Genomic DNA, 19,399 nt, shown 5'->3' with positions numbered 1-19,399 from the left:
CCACCGTGCGCGATCCGTGTCATCGATCCGTGGTCGTTCCGTGGTCACCACGGATGTGGGTCGGTGGGTCCGGAAGCAAAGCTGTGAGTACGCAGACAGCGGGTCGATGAGGCCCACGACCGACAGGAGTGACCGTGACCGGCTCGTCCACCCAGGGAATCAAGACCGTGCTGCACCCCGTGTCCGACCTGGAGAAGGCCAAGGCGGTGTACGCGGCCCTGCTCGGTGTCGCGCCGCAGACCGACTCGCCCTACTACGTGGGCTTCGAGGCCGAGGGCCAGCACATCGGCCTGGTGCCGGGCGGTGGACCGCAGGGCATGACCTCGCCGGTGGCCTACTGGCACGTACTGGACATCGAGGCGAAGCTGGCCGAGCTGACCGCCGCGGGGGCCATCGTGAAGGAGGCCGCGCACGAGGTCGGCGGCGGCCGTCTGGTGGCCACCGTCACCGACCCCGACGGCAACGTCCTCGGGCTGATCCAGGACCGGTAAGTACCGGCCTCCCCTGCCATATCCACCGCACAGCGGCCGTTCGACAAGACGACAAACCCCCTTCACTCAAAGGACCTGCCATGACCTCCTTCGAATCCATCACCCTGGAAGTTCCCGACCCCACGGCCGCGGACGCCTTCTACAAGGCCTTCGGCCTTGAGGGCTTCGTGAACGTACGCGCCTCGGATGCGCCGACGACCGGCTTCCGCGGGTTCGCCCTGTCACTCGTGGTGTCCCAGCCGGGCAACGTCGACGCCTTCATCGCCGCCGCCCTCGACGCCGGCGCCACGACGCTCAAGCCGGCCACGAAGAGCTTCTGGGGCTACGGCGGCGTCGTACGCGCCCCGGACGGGACGATCTGCAAGATCGCGACCTCGAAGAAGAAGGACACCGGCCCTGCCGCCCTGCACCTCGACCAGGTCGCGCTCCTGCTGGGAGTGGAGGACGTCAAGGCGAGCAAGCGCTTCTACGCCGACCGCGGCCTGGCCGTGGGGAAGAGCTTCGGCGGCAAGTACGTCGAGTTCGACACCCCGTCGTCGGCCGTCACGCTGGCGCTCTACCCGCGCCGCGCCCTCGCCAAGGACACCGGCGTCTCCGAGGAGGGCACCGGCTCGCACCGGATCGCGTTCGGCGGCGACGCCGGACCCTTCACCGACCCGGACGGGTTCGTCTGGGAGACCGCATCCGTCTGAGACCCCGCGGCGGGGTGATCTCGACCGAGCCGTCCCTTCTCAAGATTCCGAAAGTCAAGATCCTCCAGGAGGAAATCGCCATGAGCAGCACCGAAAGCAGCACGTACGAGGGTTTCACGGCCGAGGAGCGGGCCGCGATGAAGGACCACGCCCAAGACCAGAAGAAGGCAGCGCGCCGTGCCTCACGTGCGGACAAGGCGGCGCAGGACCTGCAGGACGTCCTCGCGAAGATCGCCGAGATGCAGGAATCGGACCGGATCATGGCCGAGCGCGTCCATGCCGTCATCACCGCCAGCGCCCCGGTCCTCGCACCGAAGCTCTGGTACGGGATGCCCGCCTACGCGCTGGACGGCAAGCTCGTCTGCCACTTCCAGCCCTCGACGAAGTTCAAGACACGCTACGCGACGCTCGGGTTCAGCGACCAGGCGAACCTGGACGACGGCGCGATGTGGGCTGCCGGTTTCGCCTTGACCGAGGTGACGGCCGAGGTGGAGGCACGGATCGGCGCGCTGGTGAAGCAGGCAGTGAGCTGAGGCGCACCCAGCGGGCTCGGTCTTACACCATGAGAACCCTTCGGTCCTGCGGGCCGGGCCCGCCGTCCAAAGCCGACGCAGCAGGCGGTATGCGCTGCGAACAGCAAGAAAGCGCCGGAAGCGCGTGCGGCCATTGCTCAAATACTTACCCGCTACTCATCAAGAGCGCCACGCTCTGACGTAACGCGACGAAGCGGAAAACGATGACCGCAGACGTCGGCGCCACATCAGCGCAGTGTCTCACGTGGCGGATCAGGATTAGTTGAGGATCTTTTCTTGTGCCTTCCTCGGCCGAATGCTAGAAGTGAAGCAGCACCACCGACACATCCCCTTCTGGTCGGATGGAATCCTCATGGCAATGTTGAGTGACATGGGTGTGCCCATCGAGACGGTGAATTTCCATTTGTGGCAGCCATGCAACATGAGATGCCGGTTCTGTTTCGCCACTTTTCGCGATGTCCGTAATTCCGTCCTTCCAGAAGGGCACCTGCCCGAGCAGGACGCAAGGCGGGTCGTCGCCCTGCTCGCGGAAGCCGGTTTCACTAAGATCACATTCGCGGGAGGGGAACCGCTTCTTTGCCCCTGGATCGCGGATCTGATCCGGCTCGCCAAGAGCTGCGGCCTGACGACGGCTCTCGTGACCAATGGGAGTCTGCTGAGCACGCAGAAGCTCGAGGACCTCGGAGGCGCTCTGGACTGGGCGACGATCAGCGTCGACAGTGTGAGCGCAATGACCTTGAACACGATCGGCCGGGTCACCGCAGGGACTCCGGCCGATGAGTGCCACTACCTCAGTCTGTGCCACCGCATAAAAGAAGCCGGCGTCCATTTGAAGATCAACACGGTGGTCACCGCCGCCAACCGTTTCGAAGATTTGACGAGCTTCATCATCGCCGCCCGTCCAGAACGCTGGAAGATCCTCCAGGCCCTGCCGGTTTCGGGGCAGAACTCAGGAAAAGTGGAGTCACTGCTCATCACTCCCGAGCAGTTCGAGCAATTTGTTAGACGAAGCGTCCGCGTCGAAACGCACGGGATCACAGTCGTCCCGGAGGACAACCATGCGATGAGGGGCAGCTACGCGATGCTCGATCCAGCGGGACGGTTTTTCGACGCGGTCGGGCACGGCTATACGTACAGCAAGAGCGTTCTACAGGTCGGCGTCGCCCGCGCGATAGCGCAGGTCAGGATCGATCGTGCGAAGTTCTTGGCGCGAGGAGGGCTTTACTGAAGGAAATTTCCGGTCTCGATGGTGGTCATGAAGTCCGTCGCATCCTCGATCCTGCTCTTGAAGTGTTCGTTCACGACCCCGCTGACAGTGAACCTGGCTCCGTCCTCGGTACGCGCGACGACGCCGCTGCCGGACGTGACCTCGCCGACGTGAAACAGCGGGAACGAGGTGTCGCCCAGTTTGCGTAGCTCGTCTGCACGCTCTGGTGAGACGCAATAGAGGATGTTCCAGTCTCCGCCGCCGAAGATGAGCTGAGTCAGCGGTACGCTGGTCTTGCGAGCACACTCCAAGGCGAACGGGTGATAGGGAATCGCATCGAGATTCAGGCTCACCTGTACGCCTGCGGACGAAAAGGTCTGGAGCACATCCAGGATCCCGTCGCTCGCGTCCATGCCGCAGCGAGCGGCCTTGAGAGCATTCACTTCCGTGGCTACCCGCCACTGGGCCCGGGGGGAAGAGGGATACCGGATGTAGTCCTCCACCGGCCGATCGCGCTGGTCCTGTGGCACTCTCTTGAGCATGAAGTAAGCGCCCGCGAAGCCGCCGATCAACCCTGCGCAGAATATTTGGTCGCCGGGCATCGCGGTGTTCCGGGGGAGGAAGCCGTCCTTCGCCACGATGCCTATCGCGGTGCCCACCACATGCGCGTCCTTGGCCTCCTTGGTGTCGCCGCCGGCATAGACCACACCATTCGCGCGGCACTCGTTGGCGGCGCCGAAGATGATTTCCTGCACGTTGCGCGCGTTCTCGGTGCCGGGCACCATCACTGCCATCATGAAGGCAATCGGCTGACCGCCGGACGCGAGTATGTCGCTGCAGTTCGCGGTGACCGCCATCTGTCCCCACGTGCGATGGTCACACCAACCTTCTTTGAGAGCGACAGGATGCGAGGCTCTGTCAATCTTCTGGATGAGGTTGAACGGGGCGTTCGTCAACTCGATGACCGATGCGTCATGTCCGAAGCCACCGACCAACAGCGGATCACTATAGAGACGGGGAAGCAGGTCGGCCAGGAAGCCTTTCTCGCCCAGCGATGTCATGTCGTCCGTGGTCATGACTCAGTGCCCTCCGCTTGTTTCTCGGCTTCGATGGCGGCCTCGCCGCGGTCTTTCAGACGGGTCAGCTCATCGTCGTCTATCTGATACCTCGAATGCAGCTCTACCGAGACTGCCGCAAGCCCTTCCCTGGCATCGCCGTCGAGCCTCTCGAAGAGGCAGATGCAGTGGGCCACGTTCAACCCGTACCGGCGCAGCAACTTCACGCAGCGAGCCAGGAACGACGCCTCCATGCAAAGATCGTCCACCAGGATCGCGGTTGACCCCGGAGAGAAGGTGCCCTCGATGGGATAGCCGAATCGCGGCGCCCGGCCGGTCCTGATCATCAGGAAGTTCATCCCCAGATGCTGCGCCGCGGTCGAGCCCACCAGGAGATTGCCTTCACGTGGGGACACGAGCAATGCTCCGCGAATCGCCTGAGGTCCCAGCACCTGCCGCACGAAATCGGCCAGTGCCACCCCCAGAGTCTCCCGCTTGCGCGGGTCGCATGCTGCGCTGTGCATGTCTAAATACACGCAGATCTGCAACTTGTCGATGTAGCCGACGCCCTTTTTCTCCGATTCGATGAATATGTGGTCCGCGGCTATGGCGCGCACCGGATCGGATGTGACTTCCCCGCTGAGGATCTTGTCCGCTTCGGCCGGATCCAGCCTATGTCCTGGAGGCCCACCCTTTTGTGAATGCTTTTGTAGTCGATACTGAGAGACGTTGACCACCAAGGTCAATACGGCCACCAGGGCAGCTATCACCCCTACGAGAAATACCGCTGTCTCCATGGCTGTCTCGAGCTTTCCTTCAAGGGCCCCCGCTCAGATTAGCCGACTATGCCATAGCATGCCCTAAACTTGCTGATATGTATGCCCGCAATCATCCTTATGGCTTGCCCGAAACAATCTGTCTGATAGGCTGGGTTTGCGCTTCAGGCCGATGAAATGAGGCTCCGTGGTTGACCTTTTGATCGTAGGCCATGTCGGCACCAATGACGAAACCTCTCCTCACGGCAGAAAACTGAGTCCGGGTGGCGCCGGCTACGGAAGCGCCCGCGGTGCCACGCTCCTTGCCCCTGAGCAGGTCGGACTCGTCTCAGCGCTCGGTCTCGACTATGACCTGGAGCCGTTGCGGAAGCTGGGAATCGACACTCGTGGCGTTGCGCTCCTGAATGGGCCTTCTGCGCGATTCCGGATCATTCAGTATGCCGATGGACGCAGATCAGTTGATGCAGATCTGGGAGTTGCGTCGCAGGTCACTCTTTCCAGCTTTCCCATGGAATACCAGAATGCCAGACATGCTCACATATGTACGGCACCTCCGAGCCAGCAGCTTCAATGGCTGGAGTTCCTAAGAGGGCTCCCGGGCCGGCGCACCATATCGGTAGACGCATTCGAGCTTTATGCCAAGCTCGACCCAGAGAGATCTCGGGCCGTGATCGCCGAAAGCGACCTGGCATTCATGAACGATGAGGAACGTCAGATCCTCTTCGGCGCAGGCCCTCTTCCCGACGTTCCGATCATCGTCAAGCATGGGCCCCGGGGAGCCTCGTACGTTGAGGACGGCCAGGTTTGTCCTGTTGCCACATGCCGGGTGACCGCGGTCGACACTACTCACGCCGGTGAGATCCTGGCCGGGGTGTTCCTGGCGCTGCGTCTGGCTGCGGTAGACGCTGTTACGGCTCTCCAACATGCAGTGCGTGCGGCCACGGCCAAGGTGACACAGTTCGGTGTCGACGGCGATCGACTCCTGGAGAGCCTTGCCCAGATCAGAGCAGAGGTCAGGGCCGAAGCGTTCTCATGTAGTAAGACCGAGTAGCTGAAGGCCGCCGGGGTCTGTGTTCCTGTGGCCGCGGATCAGCGCGGCGATCTGGGCGTGGGTGATCCGTCCCGGTGACAGGCGGGCCACGGTGTAGATCGTGACGATGGTGGCCTTGTGGTCGGCTGCACTCCTATCCGAGCGCGACGAGACGTGCGCCGGGGAACGAGCTATGCACCGTCGTTGCCATCGCGCAGAGAATGGATCATGCTCCGCAGGATCCGGAACGCGTCTGACTGCTCGGTCTCGGTCATGCCGGCCAGCATTCTGACCTCGACGGACCGGACCGCTACGGTCGCCTTCTCGAGGCTCCGTCGGCCGCGAGGCGTGAGCCGTGTGGGAAGAACCTTCCCGACGGGTGCCTCCGCAGGCCTGGTCACGTAGCCGTCTCGTTCCAGGGCCTGGAGCAGCACGTTCATCGTCTGCCGGGTCACGAACGCGCCCCGCGCGAGCTCGGAGTTCGACAAGCCCGGTCGTTGAGCCAGCAGCTCGAGGCAGGAGTAGTGCGTCACGCTCATCCCGAGCGGCCGCAGCACCTCCTCCATAGCTGCACGGAGGGCGCTCGACGCCTCTTTCAGCAGGTAGCCCAGTGACGTCTCCAGGTCGACGCCGACACCGTTTTGACTCATGTCAGCATTCTGACATAGATTGGCCCATGTCAGAAAACTGACACGGAGAGAAGGAGCATCATCATGCCCGCCACCGGCCCCGACTTCATCTCGCTCCAAGCGCGCGACCTCGACGCTTCGCAGGCGTTCTACGAGCAGTACCTCGGCCTCGTCCGCTCGCAGACCGGACCTCCGCACGCCGTCGTCTTCGAGACGAAGCCGATCGCGTTCGCACTCCGCGACATCGTTCCCGGCACCGATCTCGCATCCGCTGCTCAGCCCGGCATCGGTGCCGCGATCTGGCTCCACGCCACAGACGTCCAAGCCATTCACGATGCTCTGGTCGCCGACGGTCACACCATCGTCTCCGCACCGATCGACGGCCCCTTCGGTCGGACATTCACCTTCGCCGACCCCGACGGCTACCAGATCACTCTCCACGATCGCGCCTGACAGGCCAAACGCCACCGGAGGATCACCGGCCCCCAAAGACCGAGGTTGCGCCCGAGGCTCGAGAATCCAGGCGACGTTTGTTCACCCAGGGTGATCACTTTTCCGGCTCTTCACACTTGGGGCGGACGGAGTGTGACGTCGAGGCCGGGCGGTCATGGTTCGGTGCCTCGAGGGCCGGATAGAGGTCGAGGTCTCCCAAGGATAGAGGTTCCTACGCCGCCCATCCGGAAGACCTCGACGTGCCCGACGCGACCGTCGGCGCGGGCTTCGCCTGCGCTGATCTGACCGCCTTCTGCCGACTCGACGAACTCGGACTCGAGGTCACCGGCCAACGACTCGACCCCGACCGTGCCGTCCTCGCCTGCCGTGTCGTTGGACCTGACCAGTGGTGCCGGCGCTGCGGGTCGTTTTCCCGCCCAGCACGGGCGGGCCAGGTGAGCCGCGTGTGGAGCTCCTTGTCCAGGATCCTGATGCCGCCTGGTTCGACGCTGAACCTGGCGCTGAGCCGGACAGCATGTTGGACAGGCTGGAGTCCACGTCCACCGTCACGGTCGCGGCGCCGTTGTCGTCGGCGACGGCGAGCTGGGCCCCTTGCGCGGTCCACCAGGGGAATGCCCCTCCAGGAGGCGGCGGAACAAGAGACGGTCGAGGCGGGAAGATCGCCGATGGTCACCGGCGCCACCGGGAAACGCACGGCCGCCCCGGCGGTGTTTCGCCGCGCACGCCCGGCTCCCGCCCGGATCGGCCATCGTTGTCCTTGACCTGGGGGTAACCCCCGGGAACCCCGCCAGGGCTCAGGGGCTCCGCCCCCGAGACCCCGCTCCGGGGCGCGGCCTTGAGGTTCAGTGACACAGGGGCTGGTTCGGCCAGGACGGGACGTGTCTTCGCCATTCTTCGTCGGTGAGGTCGGCTTTGGTCGCGGTGCAGACGTATGCCGCGGCGTGCTCCACATTTGTGGTCCAGCGCAGGACGTTACCCGTCACACCGCCGGTCAGCAGTCCGCCCGGGACGTAGGCCACGCCAGCCAGGCCGGTGCTCGCGGTGAAGGTCACTGTGGCTGAGCGGCTTCGGATGTCCCACAGGTGGACTGTCTTGTCCAGGCCCGTACTGGCCAGTTCGTGTCCGTCTGGACTGAAGGCCACTTTGAGGACCTCGGCGGTGTGTCCGGTCAGGACGGCGATTTGCGTGCGGCTCTTGACGTCCCAGAGGCGGACGGTCTTGTCATCGCCGACGCTTGCGAGCGTCGCACCGTCCGGGCTGAACGCGACGTCGCGCACCACACTGGCGTGGCCGGTCAGCGGCTCGCCGAGCGGGCTTCGGGTCGCCACGTCCCACAGCCGCACGGTCGTGTCGTGGGCGGCGGTGGCGAGGATACGCCCGTCGGGGCTGAATGCGACACCGGTGACCGAGTTGGTGTGGCCGGCCAGTGGGGTACCGACCTGTTTGCGTGCCGCCGCGTCCCACAGCCGGACGGTGCTGTCCATGCCGGCGGTGGCGATCAGGGCTCCGTCGGGGCTGATCGCGACTCCACGGACCCAGCCGGTGTGACCGGTGAGCGGAGCACCGAGCTGCTTGCGGCTCGCTGTGTCCCACAGGCGAAGCGTTCCATCCCAGCTACCGGTCACCAGGAGCTTGCCTCGCGGGCCGAATGCCATCGCGCGGACCTCGGCGGTATGCCCGGTGAGCGGAGCGCCGAGCGGCTGGTTGTCTGAGACCCCCCACAGGCGCACAGTCCGGTCGTCGGAGGCGGTGCCCACGACGCCGCCGGGGCTGAACGCAACGGCGTAGACCGCGTCGGTGTGCCCGGGCAGAAGGGTTGTCCGCAGCCGCCAGATCAGTATGGAGCCGTCGGAGTCGCCGCCGCCGAGCGCCGAACCGTCGGGGCTGAAGGAGATGTTGAACACACTGCTCGTCGAGCCGGTGAGCGGGGTACCGAGCGGCCGCCGGGTGGCTACATCCCACAATCGGACTGTCTTGTCCCAGCCGCTGCTGGCGAGGGTCCGGCCGTCCGGGCTGAATGCCACGCCGTAGGTGACGTTGGTGTGCCCGCTCAACGGGTCGCCTACCGGTGCCCTGGTCGCGACGTCCCACAGCCGCACCGACTTGTCGCCGCTGGTCGACGCCAGGAGCCGTCCGTCCGGGCTGAATGCCACGCCGTAGGTGACGCTGGTGTGCCCGGTCAGGGGGCGGCCGATCGGTCTCCGGGTGGCGAGGTCCCACAGCCGCACCGTCTTGTCGTTGCCGCAGCTGGCGACCATAGAGCCGTCGGGGCTGATCGCGACCGCTGTGATCGGACCTTCGTGCCCGGTCAGCGGCTTGCCCACGGCGAGTCGGGTCGCGGCGTTCCAGACCCGCAGCGTGCCGTCGGCGCTGCCGCTCACCACCAGGCGCCCGTCCGGGCTGAACGCGACACCGGTGACGACTCCTGTGTGACCGGTGAGCGGCTTGCCGACCCCTCGGCGTCCAGTGACGTCCCACAACCGCAGCGTCTGATCGGTGGAAGCGGTCACGAGCATCGACCCGTCCGGGCTGAACGCCGCGCCGTTCACCATGTCGGTGTGGCCGGTGAGCGGCGGGCCCAGCGGCTCGTGGGTCGCGGCGTCCCACATCCGGACGGTGCCCTTGTCCGCTGCGGTGGCCATGACCTGGCCGTCCGGGCTGAACGCCACATCGCGAACCTCGCCGCTGTGGCCGGGAATCCTGGTGGGCAGCGCCACCGCTTGGGTGCTGATCAGGCTGTTGCGGGTGGCCGGGAGGTCCGGTGCGATCCGCCACGAGGCCAGGCTGAGCTGGGCCGCACGCAGCGGATCGACCTCGCGCAGCGCCGTCGCCTCGGCGACGAGCTGGCGCGCGACCGCCCCCCGGTGCGCCTCGCGGGCGTCGTTGCGCTGAATCACGGTGATCACCGTCGCGGCGGCCAGCAGCGCCACCACCACCGCGGTGACGACCCGGATCCGCAAGGCTCGCCGCTTGCGCGCCCGGATCTGCTTGTCCCGCAACCGGATCGCCTCGTCAAGAAACTCCCGTTCGTCGGCGTTGAGCGCCGCGGCGTGGTCCGGCAGATCAGCCCACGCCGTCACCTGATCGAGCTGAGCGGCACGGTAGAGCAGGTCGGGATCGCGGTCTGCGGACTGCCAGACCTGTGTCGCGTCGGTGAGCCGGCGGTGCAGCACCAGCCCGTCGCGGTCGTCGGTGAGCCAGCGCCGCAGGCGCGGCCAGGCGCGAATGAGCGCCTCATGCGCGACCTCCACACTCTCCTCGCCGATCACCACCAGCCGGGCCGTCGCCAGCCGGTTCAGCACCCCGGCCACGATCGCCTGATCCGCAACCGTGGCCAGCTCGGCGTGCGCGGCCCGCCGCCGAGTGTCCTCGGTGCCATCGCCAAGAGCCGTCAACCGCAGGAACACCCGACGAGCCGCGTCTCTCTCCTCGTCGTCGAAGTCGGCGTAGGTACGCTCGGCGGTCTGTGCCAGTGCCCCGTGCGCACCACCGGAAGCGTGGTATCCGGTTTGCGTCAGCATGTTGCCGCGCCGGCGGCGCCACGTTTCGAGCAGGGCGTGGGACAGCAGCGGAAGACCACCGGGCTCGCTGGCGATGTCGGCCAGCAGCGTCGCGATGAGGTCCCGCTCGACGGTCAGCCCGGCGCGCAGCGCGGGCTGCGTGATGGCCGACCGGAGCTCGTCTTTGGTCATCGGCCCGACGAGCACTTGGGCGCCCTGACCAAGCACTTCTGCCAGGCCGGGATGCGTCGCGCAGTGGCCGTAGAAGTCGGCGCGGATCCCCAGCACAACGGTGGCCACCCGCTCCGCGCCGAGCGCTGCGTCTAGAAGTTCGTCGATGAACCCCGCCCGCTCGGCGGGGTCGGGGCACAAGGTGAACAACTCCTCGAACTGGTCGACCACCAGCAGGACACGCTTGTCGCCGCTGGGATCGGCGAGCCGAAGCGTTCGATCGAGCCAGCCGGGTTCGCCGCAGTCGGGTTCGCGCCCGCCCCAACCGGCCACGGCGTAGGCCAGCTCCTGCATCGGCGACCGGGTCGGGGTCAGGAGAATCCACGACCACTCGTGCCCGGAGAACGCCGGGTGCGACCGTGAAGCCGGCAGGAGCCCGGCGCGGATCAGCGAAGACTTCCCGCTGCCGGACGCGCCGAACACCGCAACGACGGGCGTCCCGGTGACCCGATGCACCACGTGCTCGACGAGCCGCTCCCGGCCGAAGTAGCGGTCCACGTCCTCCGGCCCATACGCGGCGAGCCCGAGATAGGGCGCGGCGAAGTCGCCCCCGACGCTGCTGCCCGCGAGTTCGGCCTCGGCTTCGCGCCAGCGTTTCTCCCACACCGCACGGTCACCACCGCACGCGGCGACATAGGCCAGCGTGACCGCCAGGCTCGGCAGGCGCTCACCGCCTGCGGCCTCGGCCAGAGCCGTCACCGAGTAGTGAGCGGCCTTGGCCATCGTCCGGTAACTGGGCCGCCCGGCAGAGTCGCGCAAACCGCGGAGTTCGTGCGCGAGTCGCTGCACCGGTCCAGCGGTCGGGTCCAGAGCCCGCTCAGGCCTGCCCATCTCCGCCCTGCCTCGCTGAGTTGTTTGTTCAGTGCTCGACCTGGGGTTGAACAAGTCGGGGCAAACCTAACATGCGGTAGACCACTGACACAGGCGCAGGAAGGCAGCACGTGAACCAACGAAGAGCAGGGCGACGGTGAGCCGCAGCGGTGCCATTCACACGCCTGAGGTCGAGCGCAACAGTCGCGTCGGGGTCTTATAGCCGGCCGGGTTCCAATGACAGCGAAGGACGCTGAGATGAGCAGATCGGTAAGGCCTGAAAGCAGCGCGGGGGACGGCATGGCCGATGAGATCGCCAGCCTCTCAAAGCGTGATCATGCAGTTCGACCCGGAAGAAGACGGGAGATGGGCAATCACATCGCGAGACGCATCAATGCGTGCATGGCCGCACTCGCGATCGTCGCATCAGGTTTCCTCATCGCGCTGACACCTGCGACACCGGCCGCCGCGGGCGGCTGCGTCATCCCTGATCCGTTCTGCAACGTCTACAACAACGCGTCGGGCTATGTCACCGTGGTCGACGACTGGTGCAGCAGCACCGACGATCCGATTCGGGGGGACACCTGGCCGGAAGGGTGCAGTGGGAAGCCGACCAGCGTCGCTCCTGGAGGCGTCGGAAAGGACAAGGACGGATTTCTCGCTCGCGCCGGCTGCATCACGTCCGGCTACAAGATGAGCGGGATCTTCTACACGGACGTCACCCCTTTCAGTTACGACTACACCTACAACAACGGCTGGTGGCATCGGTTCCATGACGACGAGTACATTATCGTGGAGTCGATCACCTGCCCCCGCCAGATCCCGCCGCCCGTGTCCGACCCGCTGACGGCCCCGCAGAACCTCCGGGTCTACGACAAGACCTCAAACACGATCACCCTGGCCTGGGACGTCCAAGGGGGAACCTACTACCGTGTCTACCGCGGCGGCACCGAGGTCGGCGTGACGCAGGGCGCGCTCTACCGGGACGCATCGCTCGCCTCGTCCACGACGTACAGCTACACGGTGAAAGCCTGCCGGTGGGGCGAGACCTGCCTGGCGTCGTACCTCGCGGCCACCACCAACGCCGGCAGTGGCTCCGGATCGTCGCCGCAGAACGGCCAGGCCGACATGATCGGCCTGTACAACGACAACACCCTCCACTGGTACCCCGGCAAGGGCGACAGCACCTTCTGGTCCGCACGCGACCTCGGCACCGCCAACTTCAAGCTGATGGACTTCCAAGACATCAACTCCGATGGCAAAGCCGACATGATCGCCATCTACAACGACAACACCCTCCACTGGTACCCCGGGAAAGGCGACAGCACCTTCTGGTCCGCACGCGACCTCGGCACCGCCAACTTCAAGCTCATGTCCTTCAAGGACATCAACAGCGACGGCAAGGCCGACATGATCGGCCTGTACAACGACAACACCCTCCACTGGTACCCCGGCAAGGGCGACGGCACGTTCTCGTCCGCACGCGACCTCGGCACCGCCAACTTCAAGCTCATGGACTTCCAAGACATCAACTCCGATGGCAAAGCCGACATGATCGCCATCTACAACGACAACACCCTCCACTGGTACCCCGGCAAGGGCGACGGCACCTTCTGGTCCGCACGCGACCTCGGCACCGCCAACTTCAAGCTCATGGACTTCCAAGACATCAACAGCGACGGCAAGGCCGACATGATCGGCCTGTACAACGACGACACGCTCCATTGGTACCCCGGCAAGGGCGATGGGACGTTCTGGTCGGCCAGGTACATGGACATCGCACACTTCAAGCTGATGACCTTCGCAAACATCGGCTGACCAAATGGCATTTCGCAGGGCGTCCTTCTCGCGAGAAGACGCCCTGCGGCGTTGATGAGCCGCGCTGGGACCACCGTGGGTCCCGACCAGTCCATCGAAGTCGGCTTGACCTGGTGTTTCACCTGCTTGCACGGCTGTAGGACCGCACACCGGGGTGAACGCGAGGCTGACGACGGATAGCCAGCGCACCAATGATCAGACCGTTCCAGCGAGATGGCGTGAGTCTGACCAGCGCACACGCCAGCTCCAATTCCTGCAATTATTCAGAAAGATCAACAGATGAAGGGGCATGAATTCGTAGCATGCCGGATCAAGTCGTTCGGGAGGAAATTACGTGAAAAGAAGATTAGTGGCTCGCGCTCTTGTGATTACGCTCGGGATATCGGGGCTTGTGGCGGTGAGTTCGCCGGCGCACGCGGGAGCGTGTACTTGGATAGAAGACGCGCTTATCGGGTGTGGTGTCCTCATCAATCGGACGAACAGGACGTTCGAGTTCCGGTGGAAGGACTCCGACAGCAGTTCCACGTGGAATACCGGTTACGTGTCGCCAGGCCAGACCGTCGGGGGCTACGACAACGACCGAAGGGACATCGACCAGTTCGGTGTTCCGTGGCCGTGCACGGTCAAATTCACGACGACTGGGCGGGACGACATCCCCGGCAACGATCGCTACCTGTACAGCGGTACCAGGACGAACAGCGATCCGTTACATCCCATGTGGATCGACTTCGCGTCGAACCAGGGCGTCTATCTAAACGAGGTCACCTGCCTGGATGTGGACGGACCGAACCCGCCCCAACCTCCGGTGCCCGCCCCGCCGCCTCCTCCAGTGACTCCCTCGCCAAGGAACCAGGCGGATCTGAACGGCGACGGCAAGTCCGACCTACTGGCGATCTATGACTCGGACAACGGCCTGTATTGGTACCCAGGCAAAGGAGACGGCACCTTCTGGTCAGCCAGGTACTGGTCCCAGGCGGGCTTCAAACTCATGGCCAAGGGCGATCTTAATGGCGACGGCAAGTCCGACCTGGTCGCGATCTACGAAGGCAGTAACGGCCTCTACTGGTACCCAGGCAAGGGCGATGGCACATTCTGGTCTGCTCGCTATATCGACCAAGCCGGATTCCGGCACATGGAACTCGCCGATGTCAACCGCGACGGCAAACTCGACATGGTCGCGATCTACGAAGGCAGTAACGGCCTCTACTGGTACCCAGGCAAGGGCGATGGCACATTCTGGTCTGCTCGCTATATCGACCAAGCCGGATTCAAGAACATGGCAGTCGGAGACCTGAACGGCGACGGCGCGCCCGACCTGCTAGCCGTATATGACGGTAGCCACGGCCTTCACTGGTACCCCGGAAAGGGCGATGGCACATACTGGTCCGCCCGCTATCTCAGCCAAGCCGGATTCCGGCACATGGAACTCGCCGACCTCAACGGGGACGGCAAACGAGACATCCTCGCCGTCTATGACGGCAGCAACGACCTGTACTGGTACCCCGGCAAGGGCGACGGCACCTTCTGGGCGGGCCGTTACATAGACAAGGCCGGCTTCAAGCTCATGGCCTTGTGACCCACATCCCAGCGGCTGGTTCTCGCTCAGTGAGAGCCAGCCGCCCCACTCGGCGACAGGAGGAACCGTCTTCGGCAACGTGGTGCGCACACTGAACCGATTTCATCCTCACGCGACCTGGGTGACGCGGTGGTTTTGAAGGACGGCGATGGCCTTGCACAGGTGGCCGGCCTTGGAAGGACAGCAGCGTAGCTTGGGAGGATCTTCCAGCTCTTCAACTGGGCGTTCGCACGTTCTCCGGGCCCGCGACGTTTTGCGTGTGAGCGGTTGGCCTGTTTCTGGGACTCGGGCATATGCACGGCACCTCCGAGCCAGCAGCTTCAATGGCTGGAGTTCCTAAGAGGGCTCCCGGGCCAGCCGCACCATATCGGTAGACGCATTCGAGCTTTATGCCAAGCTCGACCCTGAGAGATCTCGGGCCGTGGCCGCCGAAAGCGACCTGGCATTCATGAACGATGAGGAACGTCAGATCCTCTTCGGCGCAGGCCCTCTTCCCGACGTTCCGATCGTCGTCAAGCATGGGCCCCGGGGAGCGTCGTACGTTGAGGATGGCCAGGCTTGTCCTGTTGCCACATGCCGGGTGACCGCGGTCGACACTACTCACGCCGGTGAGATCCTGGCCGGGGTGTTTCTGGCGCTACGTCTGGCTGCGGTAGACGCCGTCACGGCTCTCCAATATGCAGTGTGTGCGGCCACGGCCAAGGTGACACAGTTCGGTGTCGACGGCGATCGGCTCCTGGAGAGTCTTGCCCAGATCAGAGCAGAGGTCAGGGCCGAAGCGTTCTCATGTAGTAAGACCGAGTAGCTGAAGGCCGCCGGGGTCTGTGTTCCAGTGGCCGCGGATCAGCGCGGCGATCTGGGCGTGGGTGATCCGTCCGGGTGAGAGGCTGGCCACGGTGTAGATCGTGACGATGGCGGTGTAGCCGGTCTTGTGGTCGATGTGGCGGCGTTTGATCTGGATCGCCCGGGCGGCATGGAGGCCCTTGCCAGCAGCGCTCCGGATTAAAGCGTTCGCCGAAGGCCCCGATGCCTTCGCAGACTTCTACGTCCGCGTCCTCGGCTCACTCTCGCCGACGACCGCTCTTCCCGCTCGTTACGGGCGGTAGGCGTCTCGACGGTGTTTGATCGTTTGAATCGTGACAGTGCGCTTATCCTCGTCGATGCGGTAGACGACGCGATAAGTCCCGCGCCGGGCGACATGTAGTCCTTCGTACGGCTCTTGCAGGGGCTTGCCGACGCGCCACGGCTCACGCGCGATCGCGCCGCTGATCAACTCCCAGGCCGCGGCCGCCACAGTCTCGGGCAAGCCCGAGGTGAGCGCGCGCCGAGCGGGCGGGGCTAGGAGGATCGTGTAGCGGTCACTCACGCGCTCGCCTTACCAAGGCGCGCCGCCATGATGGCGGCCATCTCCTCCTCTGTGGTCACGTCGCCGCTCTCCTCGGCAGCGGCGGCCTCGACCAAGTCGGCGCGTGTCTCCGGGTCGGCGAGGATCTCCAGGGTCTCCTGCAGGGACTCCCACTCGGCCATGGAAACAATGACGGCGTGGGGCCGCCCGTTGCGGGTGAGAGTGAAGTGATCGTGCTCCCGGGCAGCCCGATCGGCCAGCTCGGTCAGCCGGTCCTTCGCTTCACTGATAGGAATGAGCTCCATACGACAATGGTATCTCGCTAGCTTGAATATCGGCCATAGATCCGGCTACTCGTCCATTTCAAGGCGAGCGGGAGCCACGAGGCGCTGGAACTCGCTGAGCTCGAAGACGCCGAAGGAACCGGACAGAAAGATCAAGTGACCTTCGTGAGCCGAGGGCTTGCGCCTGCGGCCCCGGCCGGGCGATGCGATCGAAGTGGCGCCCCCGGGGTGGCGGCGAAGCCCCGCCAGTCCGTAAGTCATGCAACCGCGACATGCCGCAGCCGGTTCACTGTTACGAGACGCTTCCATCCTTCGGGTCGACATGATCGATGAAGCGTATTTCTCGTACGAAGCAGAAGGGGTGGCGGTGCGGTGGATGCCGAGGCGGAGATCTCGACGGCGAAGGAGGCGGCGGACGACGAGCTGATTCTGGCTTTCGGACGGCTGCAGGGGGCGGCCAACCGGCTGGAGTACATCCTGGGGCGGGCGATCGAGGAGGAGTTCGGGATCAGCCATCTGATGTTCGAGGTGCTGCTGATCCTCGGCCGGGCCGGTGCGCCGGGACTGTCGATGCGAGCCCTCGGACAGGAACAAGTGCTCACCACGGGAGGTGCGACGCGGCTCGTGGACCGGATGGAGGCGGCCGGCCTGGTGGAGCGGGCCGACGATCCCCATGACCGGCGAGGGCGGCTGGTGCGGCTCACGCGGCGAGGAGAGGAGGTGGCGGTGCGGGTCGCGCGGGTACACGTGGAGAACATCAAGCGGTACTTCCTGGAGCCGCTTCCCCCCGCCCATCGCGAGCGCTTCGCCGAGGATCTGCGGATCCTCAGCCATACGGCGCGAGACATGCTGCCACGGATGCGCTGAATCCGGCGCGATGTCCTTCTGTGTGACACAAGTCACGTAAGCTCGCCGAAATACCTGACGAGTCAGATACTGTTTCCTCAGATAGTTCGCCCGCGCAGCGCGGGCACCGCAAGGACAATCAGAGGTTCCCCATGAAGCTCGTCTACGTCTTCGACGCGTACTGTGGCTGGTCGCACGGGTTCTCCCGCACGCTGCGGGAGGTCGCCGCCAAGCATCCGGACCTGCCGGTGGAGGTCCTCTCCGGTGGCCTGTTCACCGGCGCCCGCCGGGTACCGATCCGGGAGTTCGGCTACGTGAAGGGCGCCAACGCCAAGATCAACGAGCTGACCGGCGCGGAGTTCGGCGAGGGGTATGAGCGGCTGATCGCCGACGGCTCCTTCGTGATGGACTCCGAGGCCGCTGCCCGCGGCATGGCCGCCCTGCGCCAGAACGCCCCCGAGCGCGCGGCGGAATTGGCCGTGGCCCTCCAGCACGCCTTCTATGTCGATGGGCAGAGCCTGTCCGAGCCGGCGACCTACCGGCAGGTCGCCGAGGAGGCCCGGCTCGATGCCGGCGCCGTCATCGCCGCCTTCCGCTCCCCGGCGGCGCAGGCTGCCGCCGAGGCCGACTTCCACCGCACGGCCGAGCTCGGCGTCGACGCATTCCCTACCCTGCTGGCCGTCGACGGCGACCGCGCCGTCGTCCTGGCGAGCGGACACGCCACTACCGACGAGGTGGACCGGCGTCTGTCCGCCCTGGACACCCGCGACGCATCCTGACCCTCCCTCTCCCCCACCCTTAAAGAAGGACTCCATGAGCACGCTCGAATTCAAGATCTTCGACCTGGACTTCCCCGTCGGCAGCAAGAACAAGACGGCCACCCTGGTCATCGGCGAGAACGAGGCCCTGCTCGTCGACGCCGGCTTCACCCGGGCCGACGGCCACCGGCTGGCCGCCGAAATCCTGGACTCCGGCAAGCAGCTCACCACCGTCTTCATCAGCCACGGCGACCCGGATTTCTACTTCGGCGCCGAAGTCATCGCGGACGCCTTCCCCGGCGCCGAGTTCATCGCCACCGAGCACGTCATCGAACACATCCAGCACTCGTACGAAGGCAAGCTGAAGGCCTGGGCGGCCGCCGGCGCGAACCTGCCCACCCGGCTGGTCGGCCTCACCCCGCTGACCGGCGACATCACCTTCGAAGGCCACCGATTCGAGCTCAAGGGCGGCGTCGCCGAACTGCCGGACCGCCACTACTTGTGGCAGGCCGAGCACCGCGCCATCCTCGGCGGCGTGCTGCTCTTCGCCGGGGAGCACGTATGGGTCGCCGACACCCCGAAGGCCGAGCAGCGTGCCGCCTGGATCGCCCTGCTGGACGACATGGCCGCGCTCGAGCCACAGCTCGTCGTGCCCGGACACCGACTGCCCACGGCCCCCGCCGACGCCAGTGCCATCGCCGGCACGCGCGAGTACCTGGTCGCCTTCGAGGAGGAGCTGGCCAAGGCCGCGAACGGCGCCGCGCTGACCGAGGCGCTGGTGGCCCGCCACCCCGCCCACGGCATGCTGATCGCGGCGCAGATCGGCGCCAAGGTCGCCACGGGCGAGATGACCTGGGGCTGAGGCGACATGACGGAGCACACCACCGGCCTCGCCGCCCCCGCTGACGTGGTACGCCGCCAGTATCTGGCCTCCGCGGCCGGTGACCTCGAGGCCCTGCGTGCCACTCTCGCCCCGGACGTGGAGTGGACGGAGATGGCCGGCTTCCCCCTCGCAGGCACCTATCGCACGCCGGAGGGTGTGACCTCGAACGTGATGGAGAAGCTCGCCACCGAGTGGTCCGATTGGATCGCCCACGACGACACCTACGTCGTCGACGGCGAAGACGTCGTCGTCCTCGCCCGCTACACGGCCACCAACAAGGCCACCGGCAAGCCACTCGACGTCCGCGTGGCCCACCACTTCACGGTGCGCGGCCGGCTGATCGTACGCTTCGAGCAGTTCGTCGACACCGCCAAGGTCCGCGACGCCATGCACCCCTGACGAAGCGGGTCAGCGCTCTGATCCGCCGACCTTCGTAGCGAGGGTGGCCAAGGAACGAGACCGAGTTTGCGAACCGGCTTGTC

At 65.5% G+C, this 19,399-nt stretch carries 19 protein-coding genes and 2 pseudogenes; 14 read left to right on the top strand and 7 right to left on the bottom strand.

Annotated elements, in window-relative coordinates:
* The first annotated feature begins 134 nt into the window (after window positions 1-134).
* The 4 genes from Q9G87_RS52790 (at window position 135) to Q9G87_RS52775 (ending at window position 2,944) form a co-directional block, all read left to right on the top strand.
* Window positions 135-491: a VOC family protein gene (locus Q9G87_RS52790; protein ID WP_305924269.1), complete on the top strand. Its 357-nt coding sequence runs from the start codon at window positions 135-137 to the stop codon at window positions 489-491.
* Window positions 492-571: 80 nt separating this feature from the next.
* Window positions 572-1,183 (top strand): VOC family protein, encoded by a 612-nt coding sequence (locus tag Q9G87_RS52785; protein ID WP_305924268.1) that lies wholly within the window; start codon window positions 572-574, stop codon window positions 1,181-1,183.
* An 80-nt stretch (window positions 1,184-1,263) separates the two neighbouring features.
* A complete protein-coding gene (locus Q9G87_RS52780) occupies window positions 1,264-1,716 on the top strand; it encodes an iron chaperone (RefSeq protein WP_305924267.1) in 453 nt (150 codons plus the stop codon).
* 352 nt (window positions 1,717-2,068) lie between these two features.
* Window positions 2,069-2,944, top strand: a complete 876-nt coding sequence (locus Q9G87_RS52775; protein WP_305924266.1) for a viperin family antiviral radical SAM protein — start codon at window positions 2,069-2,071, stop codon at window positions 2,942-2,944.
* On the opposite strand, the gene Q9G87_RS52770 is transcribed toward Q9G87_RS52775, so the two are convergent.
* Both Q9G87_RS52770 and Q9G87_RS52765 read right to left on the bottom strand, forming a co-directional pair.
* Window positions 2,938-3,999, bottom strand: coding sequence for a thiamine-phosphate kinase (locus tag Q9G87_RS52770; protein WP_305924265.1), 1,062 nt, complete (start codon window positions 3,997-3,999; stop codon window positions 2,938-2,940). The two genes, Q9G87_RS52775 and Q9G87_RS52770, sit on opposite strands and share 7 nt — an antisense overlap.
* A complete protein-coding gene (locus Q9G87_RS52765) occupies window positions 3,996-4,775 on the bottom strand; it encodes a hypothetical protein (RefSeq protein WP_305924264.1) in 780 nt (259 codons plus the stop codon). The genes Q9G87_RS52770 and Q9G87_RS52765 overlap by 4 nt, the downstream gene beginning before the upstream one ends.
* Before the next feature lie 166 nt (window positions 4,776-4,941).
* On the opposite strand from Q9G87_RS52765, the gene Q9G87_RS52760 reads away from it, so the two are divergent.
* Complete coding sequence (locus Q9G87_RS52760) at window positions 4,942-5,805, top strand: carbohydrate kinase family protein (protein ID WP_305924263.1); 864 nt, start codon at window positions 4,942-4,944, stop codon at window positions 5,803-5,805.
* Window positions 5,806-5,975: 170 nt separating this feature from the next.
* Here Q9G87_RS52760 and Q9G87_RS52755 read toward each other — a convergent pair whose 3' ends face one another.
* On the bottom strand, window positions 5,976-6,434 hold the full coding sequence (locus Q9G87_RS52755) for a MarR family winged helix-turn-helix transcriptional regulator (protein WP_138720978.1): 459 nt from the start codon (window positions 6,432-6,434) through the stop codon (window positions 5,976-5,978).
* A 63-nt stretch (window positions 6,435-6,497) separates the two neighbouring features.
* Here Q9G87_RS52755 and Q9G87_RS52750 point away from each other — a divergent pair, with 63 nt between their 5' ends.
* Together Q9G87_RS52750 and Q9G87_RS52745 are read left to right on the top strand one after the other, a co-directional pair.
* Entirely contained in the window at window positions 6,498-6,866 is a 369-nt protein-coding gene (locus Q9G87_RS52750; RefSeq protein ID WP_153262873.1) for a VOC family protein, read from the top strand.
* Window positions 6,867-7,105: 239 nt separating this feature from the next.
* Window positions 7,106-7,285, top strand: a pseudogene (locus Q9G87_RS52745) (ISL3 family transposase); the annotation flags it as partial.
* 423 nt (window positions 7,286-7,708) lie between these two features.
* On the opposite strand, the gene Q9G87_RS52740 reads toward Q9G87_RS52745, so the two are convergent.
* On the bottom strand, window positions 7,709-11,428 hold the full coding sequence (locus tag Q9G87_RS52740; RefSeq protein ID WP_305924262.1) for an nSTAND1 domain-containing NTPase: 3,720 nt from the start codon (window positions 11,426-11,428) through the stop codon (window positions 7,709-7,711).
* A 381-nt stretch (window positions 11,429-11,809) separates the two neighbouring features.
* Between Q9G87_RS52740 and Q9G87_RS52735 the strand changes: the two genes are divergently transcribed.
* Together Q9G87_RS52735 and Q9G87_RS52730 are read left to right on the top strand one after the other, a co-directional pair.
* Window positions 11,810-13,225 carry an FG-GAP repeat domain-containing protein gene (locus Q9G87_RS52735; RefSeq protein ID WP_305924261.1) on the top strand — a complete coding sequence of 472 codons (1,416 nt, stop codon included), beginning with the start codon at window positions 11,810-11,812 and terminating at the stop codon, window positions 13,223-13,225.
* Between the two features lie 541 nt (window positions 13,226-13,766).
* Window positions 13,767-14,801 carry an FG-GAP repeat domain-containing protein gene (locus tag Q9G87_RS52730; protein WP_305924260.1) on the top strand — a complete coding sequence of 345 codons (1,035 nt, stop codon included), beginning with the start codon at window positions 13,767-13,769 and terminating at the stop codon, window positions 14,799-14,801.
* A gap of 108 nt (window positions 14,802-14,909) precedes the next feature.
* Here the strand turns inward: Q9G87_RS52730 and Q9G87_RS52725 are convergent.
* A pseudogene (locus Q9G87_RS52725) lies at window positions 14,910-15,091 on the bottom strand (transposase family protein); the annotation flags it as partial.
* Window positions 15,092-15,222: 131 nt separating this feature from the next.
* Here Q9G87_RS52725 and Q9G87_RS52720 point away from each other — a divergent pair.
* Window positions 15,223-15,606, top strand: a complete 384-nt coding sequence (locus Q9G87_RS52720; protein WP_305924259.1) for a PfkB family carbohydrate kinase — start codon at window positions 15,223-15,225, stop codon at window positions 15,604-15,606.
* A gap of 288 nt (window positions 15,607-15,894) precedes the next feature.
* On the opposite strand, the gene Q9G87_RS52715 is transcribed toward Q9G87_RS52720, so the two are convergent.
* Both Q9G87_RS52715 and Q9G87_RS52710 read right to left on the bottom strand, forming a co-directional pair.
* Window positions 15,895-16,167 (bottom strand): type II toxin-antitoxin system RelE family toxin, encoded by a 273-nt coding sequence (locus Q9G87_RS52715; RefSeq protein WP_305924258.1) that lies wholly within the window; start codon window positions 16,165-16,167, stop codon window positions 15,895-15,897.
* Window positions 16,164-16,451, bottom strand: coding sequence for a type II toxin-antitoxin system Phd/YefM family antitoxin (locus Q9G87_RS52710; protein WP_305924257.1), 288 nt, complete (start codon window positions 16,449-16,451; stop codon window positions 16,164-16,166). Before Q9G87_RS52710 ends, Q9G87_RS52715 begins: the two co-directional genes overlap by 4 nt.
* Window positions 16,452-16,802: 351 nt before the next feature.
* Between Q9G87_RS52710 and Q9G87_RS52705 the strand changes: the two genes are divergently transcribed.
* The 4 genes from Q9G87_RS52705 to Q9G87_RS52690 all read left to right on the top strand — a co-directional run bounded on the left by Q9G87_RS52705 (window position 16,803) and on the right by Q9G87_RS52690 (window position 19,316).
* A complete protein-coding gene (locus tag Q9G87_RS52705) occupies window positions 16,803-17,297 on the top strand; it encodes a MarR family winged helix-turn-helix transcriptional regulator (protein ID WP_305924256.1) in 495 nt (164 codons plus the stop codon).
* Between the two features lie 131 nt (window positions 17,298-17,428).
* Window positions 17,429-18,055 (top strand): DsbA family protein, encoded by a 627-nt coding sequence (locus Q9G87_RS52700; protein WP_305924255.1) that lies wholly within the window; start codon window positions 17,429-17,431, stop codon window positions 18,053-18,055.
* Between the two features lie 34 nt (window positions 18,056-18,089).
* Window positions 18,090-18,896: an MBL fold metallo-hydrolase gene (locus Q9G87_RS52695; RefSeq protein ID WP_305924254.1), complete on the top strand. Its 807-nt coding sequence runs from the start codon at window positions 18,090-18,092 to the stop codon at window positions 18,894-18,896.
* A 6-nt stretch (window positions 18,897-18,902) separates the two neighbouring features.
* Window positions 18,903-19,316 (top strand): nuclear transport factor 2 family protein, encoded by a 414-nt coding sequence (locus Q9G87_RS52690; protein ID WP_305924253.1) that lies wholly within the window; start codon window positions 18,903-18,905, stop codon window positions 19,314-19,316.
* Window positions 19,317-19,399 lie beyond the last annotated feature (83 nt).

It is taken from the genome of Nonomuraea turcica (assembly GCF_030718205.1).
Lineage (GTDB): Bacteria > Actinomycetota > Actinomycetes > Streptosporangiales > Streptosporangiaceae > Nonomuraea.
The sequence above is the reverse complement of the archived record's forward strand: the minus strand, read 5'-3'. Positions and strand labels throughout refer to the sequence as shown.

What these genes read in the sequence shown, in the direction of transcription:
- Q9G87_RS52750 (WP_153262873.1), top strand. Translation starts at nt 6,498, where the DNA reads ATGCCCGCCACCGGCCCCGACTTCATCTCGCTCCAAGCGCGCGACCTC.
- Q9G87_RS52735 (WP_305924261.1), top strand. Translation starts at nt 11,810, where the DNA reads ATGGCCGCACTCGCGATCGTCGCATCAGGTTTCCTCATCGCGCTGACA.
- Q9G87_RS52740 (WP_305924262.1), bottom strand. Translation starts at nt 11,428, where the DNA reads ATGGGCAGGCCTGAGCGGGCTCTGGACCCGACCGCTGGACCGGTGCAG.
- Q9G87_RS52755 (WP_138720978.1), bottom strand. Translation starts at nt 6,434, where the DNA reads ATGAGTCAAAACGGTGTCGGCGTCGACCTGGAGACGTCACTGGGCTAC.
- Q9G87_RS52710 (WP_305924257.1), bottom strand. Translation starts at nt 16,451, where the DNA reads ATGGAGCTCATTCCTATCAGTGAAGCGAAGGACCGGCTGACCGAGCTG.
- Q9G87_RS52695 (WP_305924254.1), top strand. Translation starts at nt 18,090, where the DNA reads ATGAGCACGCTCGAATTCAAGATCTTCGACCTGGACTTCCCCGTCGGC.
- Q9G87_RS52700 (WP_305924255.1), top strand. Translation starts at nt 17,429, where the DNA reads ATGAAGCTCGTCTACGTCTTCGACGCGTACTGTGGCTGGTCGCACGGG.
- Q9G87_RS52765 (WP_305924264.1), bottom strand. Translation starts at nt 4,775, where the DNA reads ATGGAGACAGCGGTATTTCTCGTAGGGGTGATAGCTGCCCTGGTGGCC.
- Q9G87_RS52780 (WP_305924267.1), top strand. Translation starts at nt 1,264, where the DNA reads ATGAGCAGCACCGAAAGCAGCACGTACGAGGGTTTCACGGCCGAGGAG.
- Q9G87_RS52775 (WP_305924266.1), top strand. Translation starts at nt 2,069, where the DNA reads ATGGCAATGTTGAGTGACATGGGTGTGCCCATCGAGACGGTGAATTTC.
- Q9G87_RS52690 (WP_305924253.1), top strand. Translation starts at nt 18,903, where the DNA reads ATGACGGAGCACACCACCGGCCTCGCCGCCCCCGCTGACGTGGTACGC.
- Q9G87_RS52785 (WP_305924268.1), top strand. Translation starts at nt 572, where the DNA reads ATGACCTCCTTCGAATCCATCACCCTGGAAGTTCCCGACCCCACGGCC.
- Q9G87_RS52770 (WP_305924265.1), bottom strand. Translation starts at nt 3,999, where the DNA reads ATGACCACGGACGACATGACATCGCTGGGCGAGAAAGGCTTCCTGGCC.